The sequence below is a fragment of the Kribbella sp. NBC_00382 genome (genome assembly GCF_036067295.1).
Lineage (GTDB): Bacteria > Actinomycetota > Actinomycetes > Propionibacteriales > Kribbellaceae > Kribbella.
Map to the genome: position 1 here is coordinate 5,069,055 of NZ_CP107954.1, position 19,974 is coordinate 5,089,028.

A 19,974-nucleotide genomic window follows, 5' to 3' on the forward strand; every position below is an offset into this window, starting at 1 on the left:
GGACCCTCACGGTGGGTTGGAAGACAGCTCGATCGAAGATGTCATCCGCTGGCTCGACCACAGTGGCGGTATCGCCTACGTCGCCGAGCCGGACGGGCGTCGTGGGCCGCGGATCCGTGCCGTCGGCGTGAATCTGCAGCGGTATATCCGGAGCAACCCTGACGACGAGACGGCCGACGCACTGCTGAAATTGCCCCGGCTTGACCAAGTCGTCCGCCCCGATCGAAGGTCGAGATCCCGCAGGGCCGCCCGCCAACCAGCATGGCTTTGGACCCCCGGAAGGCGAGCCAGACCAGCCATGTAACCACGCCTCGGTGGGGCCCGGAACCCAACGAGGTTCCGGGCCCCAATGGCTGGTTACTGGGTGCCGAAGACCTCCAGTTCCATCATGTCCATGAACTGGCAGCCGCCGAAGGGGCCGGGGCAGTTGTTGGTGATGTCGGGGATCTGGGGGCTGAGCATCCAGAACTTGACGAACTTGATGCCGGTGGTGTTGGCGGTGGGGGTGACCTCGTTGTAGCGGAGGCGGTTGGCTGCGCCGAAGGTGCCTTCGGCCGCGGTGGCCCAGGTCGTACCGTCGGCGGACGTCTCGATCCGGTAGCCACCGGTGGCCGCGCTGCCTGGGTCGCCACAGGTCTGTGACGGGTCGACCGAGAAGGTGGTGATGTTCACCGTCGCCGGAAGTGCCACCACGATGAACTTCGGGATGGGAGTGTTGGTCGGAGTGCCGGCGTTGTCGCCGGTGGTGCTGCCCCAGCCGGTGCCCTGGGACAGGTCGATCGCGTACGGCGGTGTGCAGGCCGGCGCGAAGTCCGGGCCGTTGAAGGCCGTGATCGAGCCGCCACCCGCGGCGGCCGCCCAGTCACGGCGTGGGGTGAAGTTGACGGTCGAGCCACCGGCGGCGATGGTCACCGCCTGGTTCAGGATCTCGTACGCACCGCCGGCGACGACCAGTTTCGGGTACGTTCCCGGCAGCACGCCGTCGATCGAGTACTTGCCCTGGGCATCGGTCACGTCGGCGTAGTCGCCCGAGTAGCCGGAGTCATGGCCGGCGATGAACACCAGCGCGTTCGGTATCGGCGCACCGGTGAGCTTGTCCGTCACCGTTCCTTGCAGAGTGGCGCCGCCACCGGTCGGTGGTACGTGGAAGTCCTCCGCCGGGGCGGTGTCGCCGGCGTCGACGACACCGGCGAACCAGCCCATGCCGCGCGTCGCGAAGATCCGCCAGAGAGCGCCGGCATCCTTGCCGCGGTTGACGACCTGGTCGGCCTGCAGGATCGCGTTGCGCATGTCCAGCAGGGACGGGTCGGACGGGGACAGCTCCATCGCCCGGGTCACCAGCGAGATCGTCCTGGTATGACCGAGGCGCTCGCGGACGTCCCACAGCACCTGCGCCCAGTACTCGCCGATGTCGTGCACCTCCGGCCCGCGCAGGCCGAGGTTCGGGAAGTCGGCGAAGGTGTAGCCGCCCGGTGTGCCGTCGAGCGCGACGCAGGTCGGGGCGGTCGAACCGACCCGGCAGTCCATCGCCTCCTTGCGGAACAGCCCGCCCGCAACGGTGTAGGTGCCTTCCTTGACCTCGCCGTCGCTCCGGCTGTTCCGTTGGAGGCCTGTCGTGACGAGATTGTCCATCGCGTAGAAGTCGCTCCAGCCCTCGCCCATACCGCCGGCCTGCACGCTGTTCAGCGTGGAGTTGCCGGAGGCATCGACCACGAGCCGGTTGGACAGGCCGTGGGTGTACTCGTGGTAGAGGATGCTGGCGTCGTTCGCCGAACTGGTCGGCACGAACCGATCGGCCGGGTTGGCCGGGTTGTGGAACAGGTACATCTGCATGGTCGGCGAGGTGCCGTCCGGTGGCGTGTTCATGTTCGCGTTGTCGACGTGGTTGCCGTCGGGCAGTCCGTTCGCGGTGTTGGCGCCGTCGATCGCGTTCAGCAACACCGGGTCGCTGCCTTTGGCCTCGAAGTTCCCGGCCGCGGGGGTGAACCCGATCGGCGACTTCTGCAGATAGTCGTGGAACTTGCTGGCCAGGTAGAACGCCTGGGTCACGTCCTGGTTCAGGTTCGTCCGCCAGGAGTTCGCCGTCGCCGGGTCCCAGGTACAGACGAAGGCGACCGAGCACTGCGGATTGCTGGCAAACGGCACCAGCCGGTACTCCGCGGTGGTCCTCGTGCCGGGCACCTTGACGGTCTCACCGGCTCCGGCCAGGTCATCGTCGTTGATGTCGGCGAATGCGTCGACCGACGTACCGTCCTGGAGCGTCTGGGCGCCCTTCTGGAGGTACCCGGCCTTGAAGAAGTTGACCTTCCGTTGAGTACCGCCCTTGGCCGCGCCGGGGTAGTAGTCCGTCACCAGGCCGTCGCCGTTGGCGTGGTCGACCAGCGGCCGGCGGTACAGGACGCTGCCGGTCGACGCGTCGATCACGTGGCTGTAGATCAGTGTGCCGCCGGCTTGGGTGTACGTCGCCCAGCCCGCGCGCAGTCCGGCCGGTGTGTAGAACCAGACCCGCTTGGCGTAGTCGCCGTTGCCCCACTTCCTGCCGTCGGCGACGGTCTTCACGCTGGTGGTCGCAGTCTTGCCGCCGACGTCCTTGGCAGCGACCAGCCGGGCGCCGTCCGCGGTCACCGAAAGGGCAGCCGCGCGGGCGGCGAGCCCGGCCAGACCAGGCACTGGCGAGCCCATGATGGCGATCAGCTCACCGCGCTTGGTGACGTGCCCGATGATGCCGTTACCGAAGACCGGGGTGCCGTTCACCACCTGCTCCCAGGACAGGTGCCGGGATCCCTCGACATCGCGGTAGTTCTTGCGGAGCCGTAGCGTCCGGAGGTCGTTCTCGGACAGCCGGAAGATCTCCGGGTGTGCCCGGATGTAGTCGAGCACGATCCTGGCCGGTGGTTTGCTGCTGGGACCGGTGAGGAACCCGTTCAGCTTGGCCACCTGCTTCGGTGTACCGGTCGCCGGGTCCACCGAGACGATGCCCTGCGGCCCCAGCGAGTCGCGGAACTTCTCCGCGGCAGCACCCTCTTTGGCCATCGTCTTGGCGGCCTGCGCGTACGCCGCGCGCGCACTCGGCGTGCGCGCGTCGTAGAACCCCTTCGCTTCCCGCTGCCCTGGTTCGGCCTGGACCGCGGATGTGCCCGGGTCGGCCTTGGGCAGCGAGCCGGCGGCGTTCGCCCCTGAGCTCATGGTCATCGCGAGAACGGTGGTCGTCACCGCGCCGATGGCCAGGAGCCCCCTCCCTTTACGTACTGTCGTCATGGCTACGCTCCGTCGAGATTGTCGCGGGCGGGCACAAAAGACCCCTCGGCCGGACGATATGCCCGCATCCACCGGCCGTGAAGAGCGCAGTCCGGCGCTGTTCGCCTGTGATAGATCTGTGCGAGAACGGCGGGACCCTACCGACCGCGACTACTGCTTGGGCGTTGTGGTGATGGACTTTTGGTAGATGTCCGCGTAGGTGGGGGAGTCCTTGACCAGGTCGTCGCTGAAGGCGGCGATGTCGGTGCCGATGAGGTCGGTGACTCCCTTGCCGGTCGCGGCGCCCTCTTCGAAGAAGTCGACCAGGTCTGAGAGCAGGTGGCCGTCGACCAGGTCGACGGGGCCGACCTTGAAGAGGTACCGCTGGATCTCCTGGTAGACGATCTGGTAGTCCGGCGGGAGCGTCTTGACCCGTGCCTGGTGTGCCCGCCATTGCTTCTTGCCGTCGATGATGTCTCGGATTCCCACGTCAGTCTCCTAGCTTGGCCAGCTTCTTGGCGACGTTCCTGTTCAACTGCTCGCGCCACTTGTCGCGGTAGGTCCGGGCGCCTTCGCCGCCGGCCAGCGCCGCGCTGAAGCCCACGATGTCGTCACCCACCACCTGGTAGATGCTTTGCCCTTCGGCGGCTGTCTCCTCGAGCAGCCCCAGTGCGCCGTCGAGGATCGGCAGCAGGTTGCGGCCGGTGAAGTCCGAGTAGGGCGAGAGGTGAGTCTTGATCTCGTCCCAGGCCGCCCGGTAGTCGGCCGGCAAGGCTTCGGCCCTGGCTTCGAACGTCTTCCATTCCCTGCTGAGATCGCTGCCGGTGATGGTCTCCCAGAAGTTCATCTCCCGCCCTCCTTGAGCTTCTCGATCCGTGATGTGACGTACTCCCACTTCGCCCAGAACGTCGCGAGTTCCTCGCGCCCGGCGTCGTTGAGCGCATAGAACTTGCGGGCCGGACCCTGTCCGGACGGCCGTTTCGTCACCTGTACGAGCCCGTTCTTCTCCAGCCGCAGCAGGATGGTGTAGACCGTCCCCTCGACGACGTCGGCGAAGCCGAGCTCGTTCAGCTGACGCGTGATGGCGTACCCGTAGGTCTCTTCGCTGCCGATGATCTCGAGCACACAGCCCTCGAGCGTGCCCTTCAGCATCTCCGTCAGGTCATCCATCGCAGGTCCTCTTCGTCCCGTCAGTACTCAGTGGCACTGAGTACCACTATACGGTACCACTAAGTAGTAGAAACTAGGCCGACTGACTGTCCGGTCCTGTTCGCGGGAGTGGATTCGGAAGTGGCCGGATCAGGACAGGAAACGTTTCCGGCGGGGAGCGCGGGGGCAGAGTGAGAGGGATTTCGGGCGATCGTCTTCTGGGGAGATGGTGTTCGAGATGCCGGCAGGGTTTCCGCGTTCCGGATGGGTGGACGACTCCGCTGCGATTGACGTGCGGTTGGGGCTTGCCTTGCGAGCCGGGCGGTCCGCTTTCGTGACGCTGACCGGCGGCGATGCGGGTCAGGCGCTACGCGATGCGGACATCGTGCTGGCTGAGGCGGATCCGGTGCGGGCGTTCGAGGTGTGTTGGCACGCCTTGTTCACGCTCTCGGTGGTGGGGATTCCGGCGCGGGCGCATTCGGCTGTGCTGGCGGTGCGGAAAAGGGTTGCAGCTCAGGGCAGCGAGTGGGCGCTGGTCGAGATGGATCTGCTGCAGGTCCGGATCCTTCAGAGGAAAGGCGATCTGCGGACGGCGGCGACCGTGCTGCGGATATTGTTGCGGAAGGCAATGGTTTTGCAGGACAGGCCGTTAGCGCTGCGGATGGTCTGGGGTTTGGCCGAGGTGGCGAGGTTGGCCGGCACAAGGACCGTGCCGAAGGTGAAGGGACGAGGGGGGGTGCCGCTCTGCGACGCGGGGCAGGCGACGCCGGAGGGGTTGATGGCTCGTGGGGCGGCGCAGGTGGGTGTGGAGCAGTTCGGGGCGGCGGTACGGACGTACCTGGAATGTGGTGAGTTGCTGGCCGAGGCTGGGGTGGACAGCTCTGAGGTGATTCGGTGGCGGCCTGCTGCTGTGGAGACTCTGCTGCGGTTGGGGCGGTCGGCGGAGGCTGGTCGGCTCGCGGAGGAGAATCTTGAGCGGGCGTTGCTTGTTGGGACCGACGGTGCGATCGGGTTCGCGCGGTACGTGGTGGCGTTGACGCGGCCCAGGTGTGAACGGGAGTCGCTGCTGGTGGAGGCCGTCAGTAGGTTGCAGGATGCGGGGCAGCTTCTGGATGAGGCCTTTGCCCAGTACGAACTGGGCAAGGTTTTGCACAAAGGCGCCGCCGATTGTCATCTGCTTCGGGCGATTCAGCTTGCGGACGACTGCGGTGCCCGGCCGCTGGGGGAGCGGGCGCGGGCACTCGCAGGGCCATCGCTCGGCACACTCGGCGGCCTGACGGCGCAGGAGCGGAAGGTGGCGCGGTTGGTGGCGGCCGGCTTGTCGAACCCGGAGATCGCGAAACAGCTCTTCCTGGCTCGCCGGACGGTGGAGTTCCACCTGTCCGGCGTCTATCGCAAACTCGGGCTCACCGGCCGCCACGACTTGACCCAGCTGCTCAGTGAAGGTGAAGGCGCTTGAGATTCAGGACATGCTGACGCCGAAGTCCCGGTTGGCGGTGGCGAAGTCCTGGAAGCCGATCCGCGGGCCGGCGCCGCGGGTGACGGTGCCGTTGGCGATCAGGCCGGCGTCGCCGCGCGAGTAGACGGGACCGCCGGAGTCGCCGCCGCGGGCCGCGTCCTGGCCGTTCATCTGCTCGCCCTCGACCAGGTCCTCGCGATCGTTGTAGAAGAACAGCACCTTGATGTTGCAGACCGGTCCGCCGGTGGCCGCCGCGCTGGTGATGCCGCTCTGGCACAGGTACTGGCCGACGAAGACGTGACCCCAGTACGGGACGTTCTCGACCAGGCCGCTGTTCCCGTCGCCGACGTACAGCTGCGGGTCGACGTTGTTGGTCGGGATCAGCGCGATGTCGTGGTCCTGGTTGCGCGGGCCCATGTTCCCGATGTACTCGCCCTGCCCGTCGGCGAACTGCTGACCCGACTGGCCACAGTGCGCGGCGGTGAGGATGTACGGCCGGTACTGGCCGTCCCGCACACCGAAGCCGGTCGTGCAGATGGCTCCGGCCGACTGGTTCCAGAGCCGCGCTCCACCGATCCACGGCGACCAGTCGTCCCCGCGGGACATCGGCTTCAATGGCTCCTCCGCGACAACACGGACCGGTACGCCGGTACGCCGCCGCAAGGTCTGGCCGAGATCGGCCGCCGCGCGATGCGATGGGCTGACGCTCAGTACGAGGCCGCTACCGTCGCCCGGGTTCTTCACCGCGTCGACCCCGGCGCCCGGGTTCTGTTGCTGCCAGCTCGCGATGGACCGGGCAGCCTGGTCGAGCTCGCTCTTGGAATGGACGGCGCCTGCGATCCGTACCGGCGCTATCTTCCCGGCGGACGACACGGCCTGCTGGACCCGCGCCGGCGGCGTGCCCTTCCACCAGAGCACCACGGCGTCGTCGGCGAGCACAATGCCCGCAAACCCTTGCAGCGCAGGCGATTCCGCGACGACGGCCAGCTGCTCGGCGGCCTCGATCAACGGCCGTTGCGCCAACATCTGCCGATCCGCGGCGGTGAGTGCCTTGGCAGTGCCTCTCGATTCGTCCGGGCTGTTGGTGGATGGCTCGGAAGCCTCGGACGGTACTGCAGTGAAGGCGGCCAGCAGGGCGACAGCGGCGATACCAGCACCAGCGAAACGAGCACGACCAGGTGACTTACGCATGAGCGATCCTCACGGTTGGGGGCGGTCCGCCCACCATGAGGACCCCCGCTCGCAGGTGTCAACGCAACTCCCCAAACCCTACGGAGGTACCGATGCGGCAGATGTCCCGCTTAAGGCTGGTGACCCCACGCCGGCTCCGCCGTCCGCTCCTTCGTCGCGTCCGCGTTCGCTTGCTCCCGCCCACCCTGGGCGCGGGTCCTTCGTCACCCGCTTGGTGAAGGCGGTGGGAGCCCGGCGTTGCGGGTGGCTGCGGGTTGGTGACCATTGCGGCGCAAACCTCATGGTCCGGCCGGTGTCGCACGCCGTTCGGGTAGACGGTCGCCAGGTCCCTCACCACCCGACCTCCGGGGTGGGTCTGGCATCGCCTGGGCCGATGGACTTGTCCTATAGAAGGAGCTGTTAGCCGAGGTTGGATTGGGCTATGACGTTGGTGATGGTGATGTGGACTGCGGTGAAGCCTTGTTCTACGAAGGTTTCGGCTAGGGCGTCTGCTGGGTGGGTGGGGTAGTAGCGGTCGGCGATGCCCTTGGCGACGTGGGTGATGTGGGCTGGGTCGGCGGAGGTTCGGGCTTGGCCTTCGAGGGTGACGAAGCTGTAGGGCTGGTTGGTGTCGCTGATGCAGACTGCTACCCGGCCGTCGCGGGTGAGGCTTTTGCCTTTGACGCTGCCGGGGGAGAGGGCGAAGGCGAGTTCGTTGCCGTCGAGGACGAAGCAGACCGGAGTGACGTGGGGGCGGCCGTCGGCCCGGGTCACGGACAGGTGGGCGAGTCTGGTGCCTTCGGTGACGAAGGATCGCCATTCGGTGTCGGTCATTGTGGTCATGCCAATGACGGTAGGTTCGATCGACCGATCATGAAAAGCGATTGTTTCTGATCAAGATGATCAGGATCGACTATGGTTCAATCCGTGGTTGATCTTGAGTTGCGGCATCTGCGGGCTATGGCTGCCATCGCCGAGGAAGGAACGTTCGGGCGAGCGGCTGTGCGGCTGGGCTACACCCAGTCGTCGGTGAGTCAGCAGATCGCGGCGCTGGAGCGGGCGCTTGGCGGCGCCGTTTTCGATCGACCCGGTGGGCCGAGGCCGGTGCGGCTCACACCGCTTGGCGAGGTGGTGCTGAGCCACGGCCGTGAGTTGCTGACGCGATCGGAGGCGCTGACCGACGCGGTCGATCGGTTCCGTGCAGGCAGCGGCCGGATCGACATCGGCACCTTCCAGAGCGTGTCCAACCTGATCCTGCCGGCCGTCGTTCGTCAGTTGCTGGACGAGCACCCTGGCTGCGACATCCGGCTGTCCGAGGTCGAACCCGAGGATCCGAAGATCGGTGATCTCGACCTGCTGTTCCACGACGGCCGGATCGAAGGCGACGTCGAACACGTCAAGCTACTCGACGAGCCGTACCTCCTAGTGGCAGCGGCCAACGCGTTCCCTCAAGGCCCGGTACGGGTGGAGCTGCTCGACGACGCTCCGATGGTCGCCTGGCCACCCACCTACCACCAGCGATGGCTGGAGCGAACGCTTACCAAGTACGGCGCCAGACCACGCATCGTCTTCCGAACCAGCGGCCACGAAACCATCCTGTCGATGGTCCGAGCCGGCATCGGCTCAGCAGTCCTCCCATGGCTGGCCCTCCATGGCTCCGACGCAGCGTCCGACGACCGCCTCACCCTCCACCAGCTACAACCGTCGCCCACCCGCGAGATGTACCTCCACTGGCCGGCCGAACGCACCCACTCCCCACTCGCAACCCGAGCCATCGAAATCGCCATCGAAGCCGCCGAGGAGCTCGCCGCCCAGATCTAGTTCGGCGCCGTTGCCGCGGGGTTACGCCGCTGTGAGTTGGGTGCCGGTACTGCCGGCGATGACTGTGGTTGCGTCGTCGAGTGAGCCGATGGCGGCTCGGCCATGGGTGTCCTGGACGAATTGGCGGGCGGCAGCCACCTTGGGGCCCATGGAGCCTGGTGGGAAAGTCAGGTCGGTCAGGTCCGCGAGGGTGATGTGGTGGAGCGGCCGCTCGGACGGGGTGCCGAAGTCGAGGAAGACGGCCTTCACATCGGTGAGCATGACCAGGAGGTCGGCTTTGAGATCGGTGGCGATCAGGGCGGCGGTGAGGTCCTTGTCGACTACCGCGTCGATGCCGTGACGGCCGGATGGGCCCTCTGTGACGGGGATTCCCCCGCCACCGGCGAGGACGACGGTCGTCCGGTGCTGTAGAAGGGTCTGCGCGGTTTCGAGTTCTACGACGCGTCGGGGACTCGGGGAGGCGACGACGCGGCGCCAGGAGTTGCCGTCCTGGTGGACGGTCCAAGAGTTCTGTCCGGCCAGCTTGCGGGCCTCGGCTTCGGGATAGCCGGCGCCGATGAATTTGCTGGGTTCGGCGAAAGCAGGGTCGTTGCTGTCGACAACAGTCTGGGTGACGAGGGTGATGACCGGCTTGGTCAGGCCGGCGTTGGCGAGGGTCTGCTGGATCCAGTACCCGATCATTCCCTGGGTCTCCGCGACGAGGTCGCTGAGCGGATACGAGCGGGACAGGGCGTGATCCGCCAGGCTTTCCAACGCCAGCAGCCCGACCTGCGGGCCGTTGCCGTGGACGATCACCACCTCGTGGTCGGCGGCGATCTTCGCGAGTGCCGGCGCGGCCGCTTCGAGATGCGCGAGTTGGACGGCGGCGTCGGGTGGCTCACCGCGGCGCAGTAGGGCGTTGCCGCCGAGTGCGATCACGATGCGCATGCCTGTCAGCGACCAGTACTGACGTGTTGGCCGAGTAGGTCGAGTACCTCGTCGCGGACCTGCGCCATGGTTGCGTGGTCGGCCGCCTCGACGTTGAGACGGAGCAGCGGCTCGGTGTTCGACGGACGCAGGTTGAACCAGCCGCGGCCGGGCAAGGTGATGGTCAGGCCGTCGAGGTGGTCCGCGGCAACATCGCGGTAGTGGTTCTCGACAAGGGTGAGAGCGGCGGGGACGTCTTCAAGGGTCAGGTTGATCTCACCGCTGGCGACGTACCTCGAGAACTCCCGCATCAGCGCGGAGAGCGGCTGCGCCGACTGACCGAGCGCTTCGATGACGTGCAGGGCCGCGAGCATGCCGCTGTCGGCGTTCCAGAAGTCCTGGAAGTAGTAGTGGCCGGAGTGTTCGCCGCCGAAGACGGCGTTGTTGTCCGCCATCACCTGCTTGACGAACGAGTGCCCGACCCGGGTACGGATCGGCCGGCCGCCGTGCTCGGTGACCTGCTCGGGGACCGCTTTGCTGGTGATCGCGTTGTAGACGATGGCGGCACCCGGGCGCCTGGCCAGTTCGCGGGTCGCGATCAGGCTGACCACGGCGCTGGGGCTGACCCGGTCGCCTTCTTCGTCGACGAAGAAGCAGCGATCCGCGTCGCCGTCGAAGGCGAGCCCGAGGTCGGCGCCGTGCAGCCGGACGGCGATCCGGAGATCCTCGAGGTTCGCCGGGTCCATCGGATTGGCGACGTGGTGCGGGAAGGTCCCGTCGAGCTCGAAGTACAGCTGGACCAGGTCGAACGCGGGGTGTTCGAGTACCACCGGCACGATCCGGCCGGCCATTCCGTTGCCGGCGTCGATCACGATCTTGAGGGGCCGGCTGCCGTCGAGGTCGACCAGCCGGCGCAGGTACCCGGCGTACGACGGCAGCAGGTCCTCGGACCTGATCCGGCCCGGTACTCCGTCGTACTCGGGCAGACCGGTCTCGAGCAGCGCCCTGATCTCCCGCAGCCCGGTGTCCTGGCCGACCGGCGCGGCTCCGGGGCGGCACAGTTTGATGCCGTTGTACGCCGGTGGGTTGTGGCTGGCCGTGATCATCGCTCCGGGGATGTTCTGGCTGCCCGAGGCGAAGTACAGCAGGTCGGTCGAGACGAAACCGATCGCGAGTACGTCGGCCCCGCGGCTGGCCACGCCGGCCGAGAACGCCGCCGCCAACGACGGGGAGGACACCCGCATGTCATGGCCGACGGCAAGGAGGGTCGCGCCGAGGTGGTGCGCGAAGGCGGCGCCGACCTGGAAGGCGAGGTCGTCGTCGAGTTGGTCGGGGACGGTACCGCGGATGTCATAGGCCTTGATCAGCGTGCTGAGGTCGTGCATGGCTCACACCTTGTCCAGTCGGGCGACGCCGATCCTGGCGTCCGCCATTCCGTAGAACACGTAGCGGACGCCGTCGATCTCCTCGACCGCGGTGGGGAAGACCACGTTCGCGACGGTGCCGACCCGCTCGTCGTCGGTCTCCGGCGCCAGCAGCGGCTCACTCGTCCGGTCGATGATCTTGGTGACGTCGTCCAGGTCGAGCAGCAGCGCGCCTGCCGAGTAGGTGACCCGTTGGGTCGTCGGATCGAAGCCTGCCGGTTGCTCGCCGGTGACGCCGTGATGGATCACCAGCCAGCCGTCCGGCGTCCACAGCGGCGGCGGTCCGGCGCCGATCTTCAGTTCCTCGAACGGGTACTCCGGTAACGCGACGAGCCGATGATGCCGCAACCGCGTCAGGTTGCCGAGGTCACTCTCGACGGCGGCGACCGGGGTGAAGGACACCCAGATACCCGGTCGCTGGTCGGTGACCCCGGCCGGCAGATGGACCCCTTCGCCCTCCCGGAACCAGCCCAGGTCCCACATCGGCCGGTGCAGCATCGCGTACGACGGCTCACCGTCCGGCCCGGGCACCGGCCGGGGGAAGAACACCGTGTCCTTGTTCGGGAACAGGTTCAGATCGGTGTCCAGCAAGGGCTGGTACTCGAAGTGCAACGGGCCGAGCCGGCGCCAGTCGCGCAGGTTCGACGAGACCGCCAGTGCCGGTTTCGGGCCGAGCGGGCCGTAGGCGATGTACGCCATCACGTGCAGGCCGAGCGTCGCCAGGTAGGTCACCCGGGGGTCCTCCACGCCGGCGTTGTTCTTACCGCGCTCCCAACCCTCGTCCGGTGCGAGCACGACGCCCTCGCGCTCGACACGGACCGGTACGCCGTCGTCCAGCACCACCCGGGCCAGGCCGACCCGGGAGACGTTGCCTGCAGCAACCAGTCGGGGAAGCAGGTACAGGGTTCCGTCTGGGGTGTGGCCGGTCGCGGGGTTGAGCACTCCTTCGACTTCGAACTCGTTGCCCGGCTCGGGGCTCATCAGCACGCCGGCCCGGGTGAGGGTGTAGGGAATGGTCATGGCGGTCACCCTTTGATTCCGGACTCTAGGCCCTGGGAGATGAACTGACGCTGGAAGATTACGAACAGGCCGACGGCCGGCGCGGCCAGTACGCACGCTCCGGCGAGTACGGCGCCGAACGGGTTGGCGGCCCTGGCGGAGACGGTGGTGAGGTAGTTCGACAGTGAGACCGCGAGTGGCTGCAGATCTTGTTGTTTGGTGATCAGGAACGGCCAGAGGAACTCGTTCCACGGGCCGATGAAGGTGAGCAGTACGCCGGTGAGCAGGGCAGGCCGGACCAGCGGGACCGCCACCCGCCAGAGAATGCCGAGCTCGGACGCCCCGTCGATGTGGGCCGCCTCGAACAACTCGGCCGGCAGCTGCAGGAAGTACTGCCGGAAGACGAAGACCGCGGTGGAGTTGACCGCGAAGGGCAGGATCATGCCGAGGTAGGTGTCGGCGAGGCCGTAGCTGCGGACGATCAGCACGTAGAGCGGGATCGTCAGCAGTTGGAAGGGGACGACCTGGATGAGCAGCATCAGGTTGAACACCAGCCCGCGGCCGCGGAACCGCAGCCGGGCCAGGGCGTAGCCGGCGAGTACGCCGAAGACCAGGGTTCCGATGATCACGCCGCCGGTGAAGACGCCGGAGTTGACCAGCGAGCGGCCGAGGTTGATGGCGTGGTCGATCTCGCTGTAGTTGTGACCGGTCAGGTTGCCCGGCGCCGGGAACGCGCCGGTGATGGCCGGATCCGGTTCGGTCTGCAGGCTGCCGATCAGCATGTAGTAGAAGGGGAAGAGGAAGACGAACGAGCCGATCAGCAGTGCGGCGAACTTGACCTTCATCAGTCCTCGTCCCTTCCGACGATGCGTCGTTCGACCAGCGCGAGCAGCAGGACGCCGATGATGAGCAGGACGCCGATCGCGGAGCCGACGTCCGGGTTGCCTTGCTCGATTCCGCGCTGGTACATGATCAGGACCGGGGACGCGGAGGCGCCGTCGGGTCCACCGCCGCCGGTGAGCAGGTAGGGCTCGGTGAACAGGTTCGCGCCGGTCACGGTGGAGACGAGGACGACCAGGGTGGTCGCCGGTCGGACACCGGGCACGGTGACGTTCCTGAACCGCTGCAGGCGATTGGCGCCGTCCATCTCGGCAGCCTCGTAGAGGTCGGCGGAGACGTTTTGCAGGGCGGCGAGATAGAGCAGGATGAAGAACCCGAGTTGCTTCCAGGTGACGTAGATGGCGACGGTCGGCATGGCGAGTCCGGAGTTCACCAGCCAAGAAGGGCTCGGAGCCAGTGGACCGAGCACTGAGTTGACCAGCCCGTTGGAGTTGAACAGGAACAGCCAGACCCCGACCACTGCGACGCTGGCGCTCACGTACGGCACGTAGTAGCTGACCCGGAAGAACGTGCGCCAGCGGACGGCGGCGTTCAGCGCGTTCGCGAGTACCAGCGAGAGGATGACGGTCAGCGGCACGTTGATGACCAGGAACACCACGACGTTGCCGAAGGCCCGCCGGACCGCCGGGTCCGACAGTACGGTGACGTAGTTGTCGAACCCGACGAACGGGCGGCTGACGTCCGCCCCGGGTGCCGCGAAGAAGTAGTCGTGGAACGAGATGTAGACGGCGAACCCTAGCGGGTAGGCGAAGACGGCGAGCAGGAACACGACGTACGGCGCGACCAGGGCGGCTCCGATCGGCTGCTTGCCGGCGAGGCGGCCGAGCGTCGTGATGGTCATGGCCGGGACACCAGTTGGTCGACCTTCTGGGCCGCGGCGCCGAGTGCCTGGGCGGGGTCCTGCCGGCCGAAGATCACCGATCGGGAGTAGGCGTCGCGGAAGGTCTGCCAGATGGTGATCGAGTTCGGAACGTTCGGTACTCCGACCGTACGGGACGCCTGATCGGCGAACACCCGGTAGTCCGGGTTCTTGGCGAAGTACCCGGCGAACTCGGTGGTGACGTCCTTGCGCAGCGGGATCTGTCCGGTGGCAGCCAGGAACTTGCCGTCCTGGTCCTTGCCGGTCGCGAACTTCAGGACGTCCCAGGCCGTTCCGCGGTTGGCGCAGGCGGAGTACATCGCGACGTTCTTCGCGTCGCTGAAGGTGTAGGTCTCGGCGAGAGACTTACCGGTCGACGTCGGCACCGGGACCACACCCCAGTCGATCTTTCCCTGGTACGTCGCGATGGCCCAGGGACCCACGATCGCCATCGCCGCGGTGCCGTCGACGAACGAGTCGCCGGTGTACTTCTCCTGCGACGCGAGCTTGCCGGCGTACAGGGTCCGCCAGAACCGCGCGACCTCCGTGCCCTGGTCCGAGGCGAACGTCGCGTGGCCGTTCTCGACCAGCTGCTTGCCGCCGGTCTCGGCCGCGTACAACGGGTAGAAGTCGAACCAGGACTGATAGAACTCGTTGCTCGGCGCCGGGTAGATCGCGAACTTCGCGGCCTTCGAGGAGACCAGCTTGCGAGAGGTGGCGAGGAACTCGTCGTACGTCGACAGCGGCGGCTTGGCCGTGTCGATACCCGCCTTGGCGAAGGCCTTCTTGTTGTAGAAGATCATCACCGGGTTCGCCTTCCATGGCAGCTGGTAGTACTTGCCGTCGGGCGACTTGTACTGCTGGGCCACGTCGCCGGAGCGGTCTTCGACGTACGACTTGCCGTCCGGGAAGTCGTCGAGCGCGACCAGGCCACCTTGCTTCTGGAACTGCGAGACCGAAGCCGGTGACGTGTTGAAGATCAGGCAGGGCGCGTTGCCGGCCGTGATCGCGGCGCCGATCACCTCTTCGGAGCTCTTACCGGTCGGGATCTCCTGCGCGGTGACCTTCTGGTCCGGATGACCGGCGTTCCAGGCGGCCACCATCTGCTTGCCCCAGGCAACTTCTTCGGCGTTGTTCGAGTACCAGACCGTGATCGGCCCGCGGGCGGTGGCGCCCGAACTCCCGGTATCGCCGTTGCCACACGCGGTGATCGCGGCCAGGGCCACGACGAGCGCCGCGGCGGTGATGGTTCGCCTCATGGTTCCTCCAACGAGATCGGTGCGAGTGGCCCACCCGATGAGATGTCCGCGCCGGCAGTGGCTTTGTGACAGGGCGCGCGGTGCGCGAGCGACACCCGCAGGTGCGCTCGGCCGCGGTGCACCCGGCTGCCGACCGTGCCGACCTCGACCCCGAGCAGCGCGGCGATCTCCTTGTAGGAGAAGGCCTCGATGTCGCGCAGCACGACGGCGGCCCGCAGCCGCGGGTCGAGCTTGCCCAGTGCCGTCTGGACGTCGTGGTCGAGGCTGCGCGCGGCGAAGGTCTGCGCGGGGCCGGGCTCCCGGGTAGGCAGCCGGCCGTCGAGGTCGCTGGACAGCTCGCCGAACCTGATCCGCCGGCGGTGCCGGATCTGGTCGAAGAACAGGTTCACGGTGATCCGGTACAGCCAGCCTTCGAACGTGTTCGGCCGGTAGGTGTGGAGATAGCGGAAGACGCGCACGAAGACGTCGTGGCTGAGGTCCTCGGCGTCGTACCGGTTACCGGTCAGCCGGTAGGCGAAGTGGTAGACCCGCGCCGAGTGCGTGCGGACGATCTCGTCCCAGGCCGATGTCTGCGAGCCGTCCATCACCAGCTCCTTTCGCTCGGTATGCACTCGACAGTGCGGCGGCCGGCCGCTGTTCGCCCCAGGGAAGATCCCTGGTCGGCCCGGCCCAGTACGGCCAGGGGTTTCCGTAGTCGAATGACAGACGCGCGGGCGGTTCTGCCCTTCGTACGTTGGAGGTCCGGTTTCGCCAGTCAGCTGGAAGGAATGCCATGGGCACCACCTCGTCCTCGCCGGCCAGGCAGGGTTTCGGGCTCGCGTCCGCGTCGGCGCTGGTCGTCGGCTCCGTGATCGGCACCGGGGTCTTCGCCCTGCCGGGCGCGCTGGCGGCGTACGGTCCGATCTCGCTGGTCGCGTTCGTGCTCGTCACCGTCGGCGCGATCGCCCTGGCGCTCACCTTCCGCTCGCTGAACACCCGGCTGCCGGGTTCCGGCGGCCCGTACATCTACGCGCGGGACGCGTTCGGCGAGTTCGCCGGTTTCCTGAACGCGTGGAGCTACTGGATCACCGCCTGGGCGGGCAACGCGGCGATCGTGGTGGCCTGGGTCGGGTACGTCGAGGTCTTCTGGAACACCGGCCACGACCGGACCTGGTCGATCCTCATCGCAGTCGCCGGCCTGTGGCTGCCCGCGATCGTCAACCTGGCCGGGCTGCGCAGTATCGCCGCCTTCCAGGTGGTGACCACGATCCTGAAGTTCGTGCCGCTGCTGCTGGTCTCGCTGATCGGCCTGTTCGCCATCAGCCGGGTGAACTTCGGCCGGTTCAACGCGTCGGGAGGGTCCAGCTGGAGCGCGATCAGCTCCGCGGGGGCGATCGCGCTGTTCAGCTACCTCGGCATCGAGACCGCTTCGGTCGCGGCCGGCCGGGTCCGCGATCCCGAGCGCAACGTGGGCAGAGCGACGGTACTGGGCACGCTCGCCTGTGCCGTGGTCTACCTGATCGGCACCCTCGCGGTCTTCGGCACGGTGCCGCACGCGCAGTTGCTCGGCTCGACCGCGCCGTTCACCGATTCCGCCGATGCGATCTTCGGCGGGAGCTGGGCGGGGAAGACCGTTGGTGTCGCGGCGGTCGTGTCCGGCTTCGGCGCACTCGTCGGCTGGACCCTCATCGTGGCCGAGATGCCGCAGGCGGCGGCCAGGGACGGGGTCTTCCCGGCGGTGTTCCAGCGCGAGAGCCGACGCGGCGTACCGGCGTTCGGCATCGTCGCCTCGACCGTTCTCGCCACGCTGCTGACCGTGGTCAGCTACACCTCGTTCGATCAGGTCTTCACCACGGTCGTGCTGCTGTCGGTACTTACCTCGGTGATCCCGTACCTGTTCTCCGCGGCGGCCCAGGTCTATTGGCTCGCCACCGAGGCCCACCTGAGACGCCCGCTGCATTTCGCGCGTGATCTCACCGTCGGTCTGCTCGCCCTGGTCTTCTCCTTCTGGTCCCTCCAGGGCAGCGGTGCGACAGCGGTGTACTACGGCGTCTTCGGTCTCCTCCTCGGAGTGCCGGTCTACGTCTGGCACAAGGCCCGCAAGGGCGAGTACGGCGAAGTCACCCCCACCGTGATCGGCCAAGGAGCCAGCAAATGACCACTGACGTCCGGGCCCCGCTCAGCGTGGGCATCCACTCCGAGGTCGGCGTACTCCGGGAGGCGATGGTCCATCGCCCCGGCCTCGAGCTCGACCGCCTCACTCCGGCCAACGCGCCCGGTCTGCTCTTCGACGACGTGATGTGGGCGGACAAGGCGCGCGAGGAACACGACGCGTTCAGCGCCGTACTGGAGTCCCGCGGAGTACGTGTGCACCACTTCGCCACCCTGCTGGCCGAGGCACTGGCCGGCGACGAGGGGCGCTCGTTCGCGATCGAGCGTACCTGTACCGATGAGCGGTTCGGCCCGGCGCTGGCCCGCGATCTGCGCGGCCTGCTGGCGGACACGGACCCCGCCGGCCTGGCCGAACTGCTCATCGGCGGCGTGGTCGCCTCGGACCTGCGACCGCTCGGCTGGTCCGGACTGGTGTGGTCCACCCAGGGCGTCGACGACTTCGTCATCCCGCCGGTCCCGAACACGCTCTTCCAGCGCGACAACACTGCCTGGATCGGCCACGGCGCCACGGTCAACCCGATGGCCAGGCCGGCCCGTCGGCGCGAATCCCTGCACACCCGGACCGTCTACCGGTACCACCCGCTCTTCGCCGCGGCGCGGGAGGCCGGGCACTTCGTCGTCCACTACGGCGACGACGAGCTCGACCACGCGCCCGCGACGATGGAGGGTGGCGACATCCATGTGCTCGACCACGACACCGTGCTGGTCGGCATGGGGGAGCGCACGACCCCGATGGGCGTCGAAGTACTGGCACGCAGTCTGTTCGCCTCGCACAGCGCGCACCGGGTGCTGGCGATCGAGCTGCCCAAGGCGCGCTCCGCGATGCATCTCGACACGGTCCTCACGATGATCGACGTCGCCACCTTCGTGGCGTACCCGTACTTCGACACCGACAGCGTCCGGATCTGGCAGCTCACGCCGACCGATGACCCGGACCGCCCCGAGGTGACCGAGCTGTCCGGGCTGGAGAGCACGCTGGCCGAGGCGCTCGGACGCGACGACATCCGGGTGCTGCGAGCGGTGCAGGACCGGCGTACCGCCGAGCGGGAGCAGTGGAACGACGCCGACAACTACCTGGCGATCGCCCCCGGCGTCGTCGTCGGCTACGAGCGCAACACCGATACCAACCGACTGCTCGCGGACCACGGGATCGAGGTGCTCCCGATCGTCGGCAGCGAGCTCGGCCGTGGCCGAGGGGGATCGCGGTGTATGACCTGCCCGATCCGCCGCGACCCGATCTGAGGAGGACCCATGACCACTACTGCCGATCGGCTGACGCCGGCACCGGGATCGCTGCTGACTGAGTCGTCACTGGGCCGGGACGGTTTCCTGGCGCTCGTCGACCTCGCCGCCGAGCTGAAAGCCGCGCGTGCCGAAGGACGCGAGGTACGCCGGCTGACCGGCAAGAACATCGCGCTGATCTTCGAGAAGGCCTCGACCCGGACCCGCTGCTCCTTCGAGGTCGCGGCGGCCGACCAAGGCGCCAGTACGACGTACCTCGGCCCTGACGGCAGTCACATCGGGCGAGAGGAGAGCATCGCGGACACCGCGCAGGTCCTCGGCCGCCTGTACGACGGGATCGAGTTCCGCGGCTTCGCCCAGGAGACCGTCGAGGAGCTGGCCGCGTACGCCGGCGTACCGGTCTGGAACGGGCTGACCGACCAGTGGCACCCGACCCAGATGCTCGCCGACGTCCTGACCATCCGCGAAACGATCTCGCCGGACCTGACAGGCCTCTCCTGGACCTATATCGGCGACGGACGCAACAACGTCGCGCGCTCGATCCTGGTCACCGGCGCGATGCTCGGCATGGACGTCCGGATCGCGGCCCCCGGCGCGCTGCAGCCTCCTGCGGACGTCCGTCGGCTGGCCGCTGGCCTGGCCGTACTGTCCGGCGGCAACACCTTCGTCACCGGCGATGCCGCCGACGCGGTGATCGGCGCAGACGTCATCTACACCGATACCTGGGTGAGCATGGGCGAGCCCGACTCCGTCTGGGACGAGCGGGTGGAGCTGCTGCGGCCGTACCGGGTGACCGCGGAGCTGATGGCGGCGACCGGCAAGGCGACGACGAGGTTCATGCATTGTCTGCCGGCCGTCCACGACAGTTCGACCGAGCTCGGACAGCGTGTGCACGAGCGGTACGGACTGTCCGGCGCCGAGGTCACCGACGACGTCTTCAGCTCGCCGGCCTCAGTGGTGTTCCAGCAGGCAGAAAACCGCATGCACACCATCAAGGCCGTCCTCGTCTCGAGCCTGGTCGACTGATCGGAGTCACTGATCGGTGAGCGCGGCTCGCCAGGCCGGCGCGGGGAACGGGTCCGCGAAGTACTGGGTCTCGTGGACGACCGCGTCGTCCGCGAACTCCATCACGGAGACCGAGTACGTCGGCACCCCGTCGTACGAGATCGTGCACTCGCTCACCCAGAGGTCGCCGCTGCCGACGATGCGTCGGACCGCGAAGTGCCGCTCAGCGGGGTGACCACCCCGCTGAGCCGCGATGGCCGCCCGGCCCCGGAAACGCTCACCTGACTGTGGGTACTCGAGCACGGCGTTCACCGCGTAGATCGCATGCTCAGCCTCGACATCCCCGCTCTCGGACGCGCGCCAGTGCTCTTCGATGGCGGTTTGCTTCGTCAT

At 67.6% G+C, this 19,974-nt stretch carries 19 protein-coding genes; 5 read left to right on the plus strand and 14 right to left on the minus strand.

Going from position 1 to position 19,974, the window contains the following annotated elements:
• Positions 1-357: 357 nt before the first annotated feature.
• The 4 genes from OHA70_RS24420 to OHA70_RS24435 form a co-directional block, all read right to left on the minus strand.
• Positions 358-3,258 carry a M36 family metallopeptidase gene (locus OHA70_RS24420; RefSeq protein ID WP_328321454.1) on the minus strand — a complete coding sequence of 967 codons (2,901 nt, stop codon included), beginning with the start codon at positions 3,256-3,258 and terminating at the stop codon, positions 358-360.
• Positions 3,259-3,408: 150 nt separating this feature from the next.
• Complete coding sequence (locus tag OHA70_RS24425) at positions 3,409-3,726, minus strand: DUF1048 domain-containing protein (RefSeq protein WP_328321456.1); 318 nt, start codon at positions 3,724-3,726, stop codon at positions 3,409-3,411.
• 1 nt (position 3,727) lies between these two features.
• On the minus strand, positions 3,728-4,084 hold the full coding sequence (locus tag OHA70_RS24430) for a DUF1048 domain-containing protein (RefSeq protein ID WP_328321458.1): 357 nt from the start codon (positions 4,082-4,084) through the stop codon (positions 3,728-3,730).
• Positions 4,081-4,407: a PadR family transcriptional regulator gene (locus OHA70_RS24435; protein WP_328321460.1), complete on the minus strand. Its 327-nt coding sequence runs from the start codon at positions 4,405-4,407 to the stop codon at positions 4,081-4,083. The genes OHA70_RS24430 and OHA70_RS24435 overlap by 4 nt, the downstream gene beginning before the upstream one ends.
• Positions 4,408-4,624: 217 nt before the next feature.
• Here OHA70_RS24435 and OHA70_RS24440 point away from each other — a divergent pair, with 217 nt between their 5' ends.
• On the plus strand, positions 4,625-5,845 hold the full coding sequence (locus OHA70_RS24440; RefSeq protein ID WP_328321462.1) for a helix-turn-helix transcriptional regulator: 1,221 nt from the start codon (positions 4,625-4,627) through the stop codon (positions 5,843-5,845).
• Between the two features lie 3 nt (positions 5,846-5,848).
• Here OHA70_RS24440 and OHA70_RS24445 read toward each other — a convergent pair whose 3' ends face one another.
• The gene (locus OHA70_RS24445) at positions 5,849-7,036 is read right to left on the minus strand and encodes a hypothetical protein (protein WP_328321464.1); all 1,188 of its coding nucleotides are present in this window, start codon (positions 7,034-7,036) and stop codon (positions 5,849-5,851) included.
• A 399-nt stretch (positions 7,037-7,435) separates the two neighbouring features.
• The gene (locus OHA70_RS24450) at positions 7,436-7,858 is read right to left on the minus strand and encodes a PPOX class F420-dependent oxidoreductase (protein WP_328321466.1); all 423 of its coding nucleotides are present in this window, start codon (positions 7,856-7,858) and stop codon (positions 7,436-7,438) included.
• A gap of 84 nt (positions 7,859-7,942) precedes the next feature.
• Between OHA70_RS24450 and OHA70_RS24455 the strand changes: the two genes are divergently transcribed.
• Positions 7,943-8,836 carry a LysR family transcriptional regulator gene (locus tag OHA70_RS24455; RefSeq protein WP_328321468.1) on the plus strand — a complete coding sequence of 298 codons (894 nt, stop codon included), beginning with the start codon at positions 7,943-7,945 and terminating at the stop codon, positions 8,834-8,836.
• A gap of 21 nt (positions 8,837-8,857) precedes the next feature.
• On the opposite strand, the gene OHA70_RS24460 is transcribed toward OHA70_RS24455, so the two are convergent.
• The 7 genes from OHA70_RS24460 to OHA70_RS24490 are packed head-to-tail and all read right to left on the minus strand — an operon-like array spanning position 8,858 to position 15,767.
• Complete coding sequence (locus OHA70_RS24460) at positions 8,858-9,763, minus strand: carbamate kinase (protein WP_328321471.1); 906 nt, start codon at positions 9,761-9,763, stop codon at positions 8,858-8,860.
• Positions 9,764-9,768: 5 nt separating this feature from the next.
• Positions 9,769-11,127, minus strand: coding sequence for a phosphomannomutase/phosphoglucomutase (locus OHA70_RS24465; protein WP_328321473.1), 1,359 nt, complete (start codon positions 11,125-11,127; stop codon positions 9,769-9,771).
• Between the two features lie 3 nt (positions 11,128-11,130).
• Positions 11,131-12,186: a glycoside hydrolase family 130 protein gene (locus tag OHA70_RS24470; protein ID WP_328321475.1), complete on the minus strand. Its 1,056-nt coding sequence runs from the start codon at positions 12,184-12,186 to the stop codon at positions 11,131-11,133.
• Positions 12,187-12,191: 5 nt separating this feature from the next.
• Positions 12,192-13,010, minus strand: coding sequence for a carbohydrate ABC transporter permease (locus OHA70_RS24475; protein WP_328321477.1), 819 nt, complete (start codon positions 13,008-13,010; stop codon positions 12,192-12,194).
• Positions 13,010-13,906: a carbohydrate ABC transporter permease gene (locus tag OHA70_RS24480; protein ID WP_328321479.1), complete on the minus strand. Its 897-nt coding sequence runs from the start codon at positions 13,904-13,906 to the stop codon at positions 13,010-13,012. The genes OHA70_RS24475 and OHA70_RS24480 overlap by 1 nt, the downstream gene beginning before the upstream one ends.
• Positions 13,903-15,183, minus strand: coding sequence for an extracellular solute-binding protein (locus tag OHA70_RS24485; RefSeq protein ID WP_328321481.1), 1,281 nt, complete (start codon positions 15,181-15,183; stop codon positions 13,903-13,905). Before OHA70_RS24485 ends, OHA70_RS24480 begins: the two co-directional genes overlap by 4 nt.
• Positions 15,180-15,767: a sigma-70 family RNA polymerase sigma factor gene (locus OHA70_RS24490; RefSeq protein WP_328321483.1), complete on the minus strand. Its 588-nt coding sequence runs from the start codon at positions 15,765-15,767 to the stop codon at positions 15,180-15,182. The genes OHA70_RS24485 and OHA70_RS24490 overlap by 4 nt, the downstream gene beginning before the upstream one ends.
• A gap of 188 nt (positions 15,768-15,955) precedes the next feature.
• Here OHA70_RS24490 and OHA70_RS24495 point away from each other — a divergent pair, with 188 nt between their 5' ends.
• Genes OHA70_RS24495 through argF form a run of 3 tightly spaced genes read left to right on the plus strand, consistent with a single transcriptional unit; the run spans position 15,956 to position 19,602 of the window.
• Positions 15,956-17,320: an amino acid permease gene (locus OHA70_RS24495; RefSeq protein WP_328321485.1), complete on the plus strand. Its 1,365-nt coding sequence runs from the start codon at positions 15,956-15,958 to the stop codon at positions 17,318-17,320.
• Positions 17,317-18,576 (plus strand): arginine deiminase, encoded by a 1,260-nt coding sequence (locus OHA70_RS24500; protein ID WP_328321487.1) that lies wholly within the window; start codon positions 17,317-17,319, stop codon positions 18,574-18,576. The genes OHA70_RS24495 and OHA70_RS24500 overlap by 4 nt, the downstream gene beginning before the upstream one ends.
• A 9-nt stretch (positions 18,577-18,585) precedes the next feature.
• The gene (gene argF, locus OHA70_RS24505) at positions 18,586-19,602 is read left to right on the plus strand and encodes an ornithine carbamoyltransferase (RefSeq protein ID WP_328321489.1); all 1,017 of its coding nucleotides are present in this window, start codon (positions 18,586-18,588) and stop codon (positions 19,600-19,602) included.
• Positions 19,603-19,608: 6 nt separating this feature from the next.
• Here argF and OHA70_RS24510 read toward each other — a convergent pair whose 3' ends face one another.
• Positions 19,609-19,974, minus strand: a complete 366-nt coding sequence (locus OHA70_RS24510; RefSeq protein ID WP_328321491.1) for a nuclear transport factor 2 family protein — start codon at positions 19,972-19,974, stop codon at positions 19,609-19,611.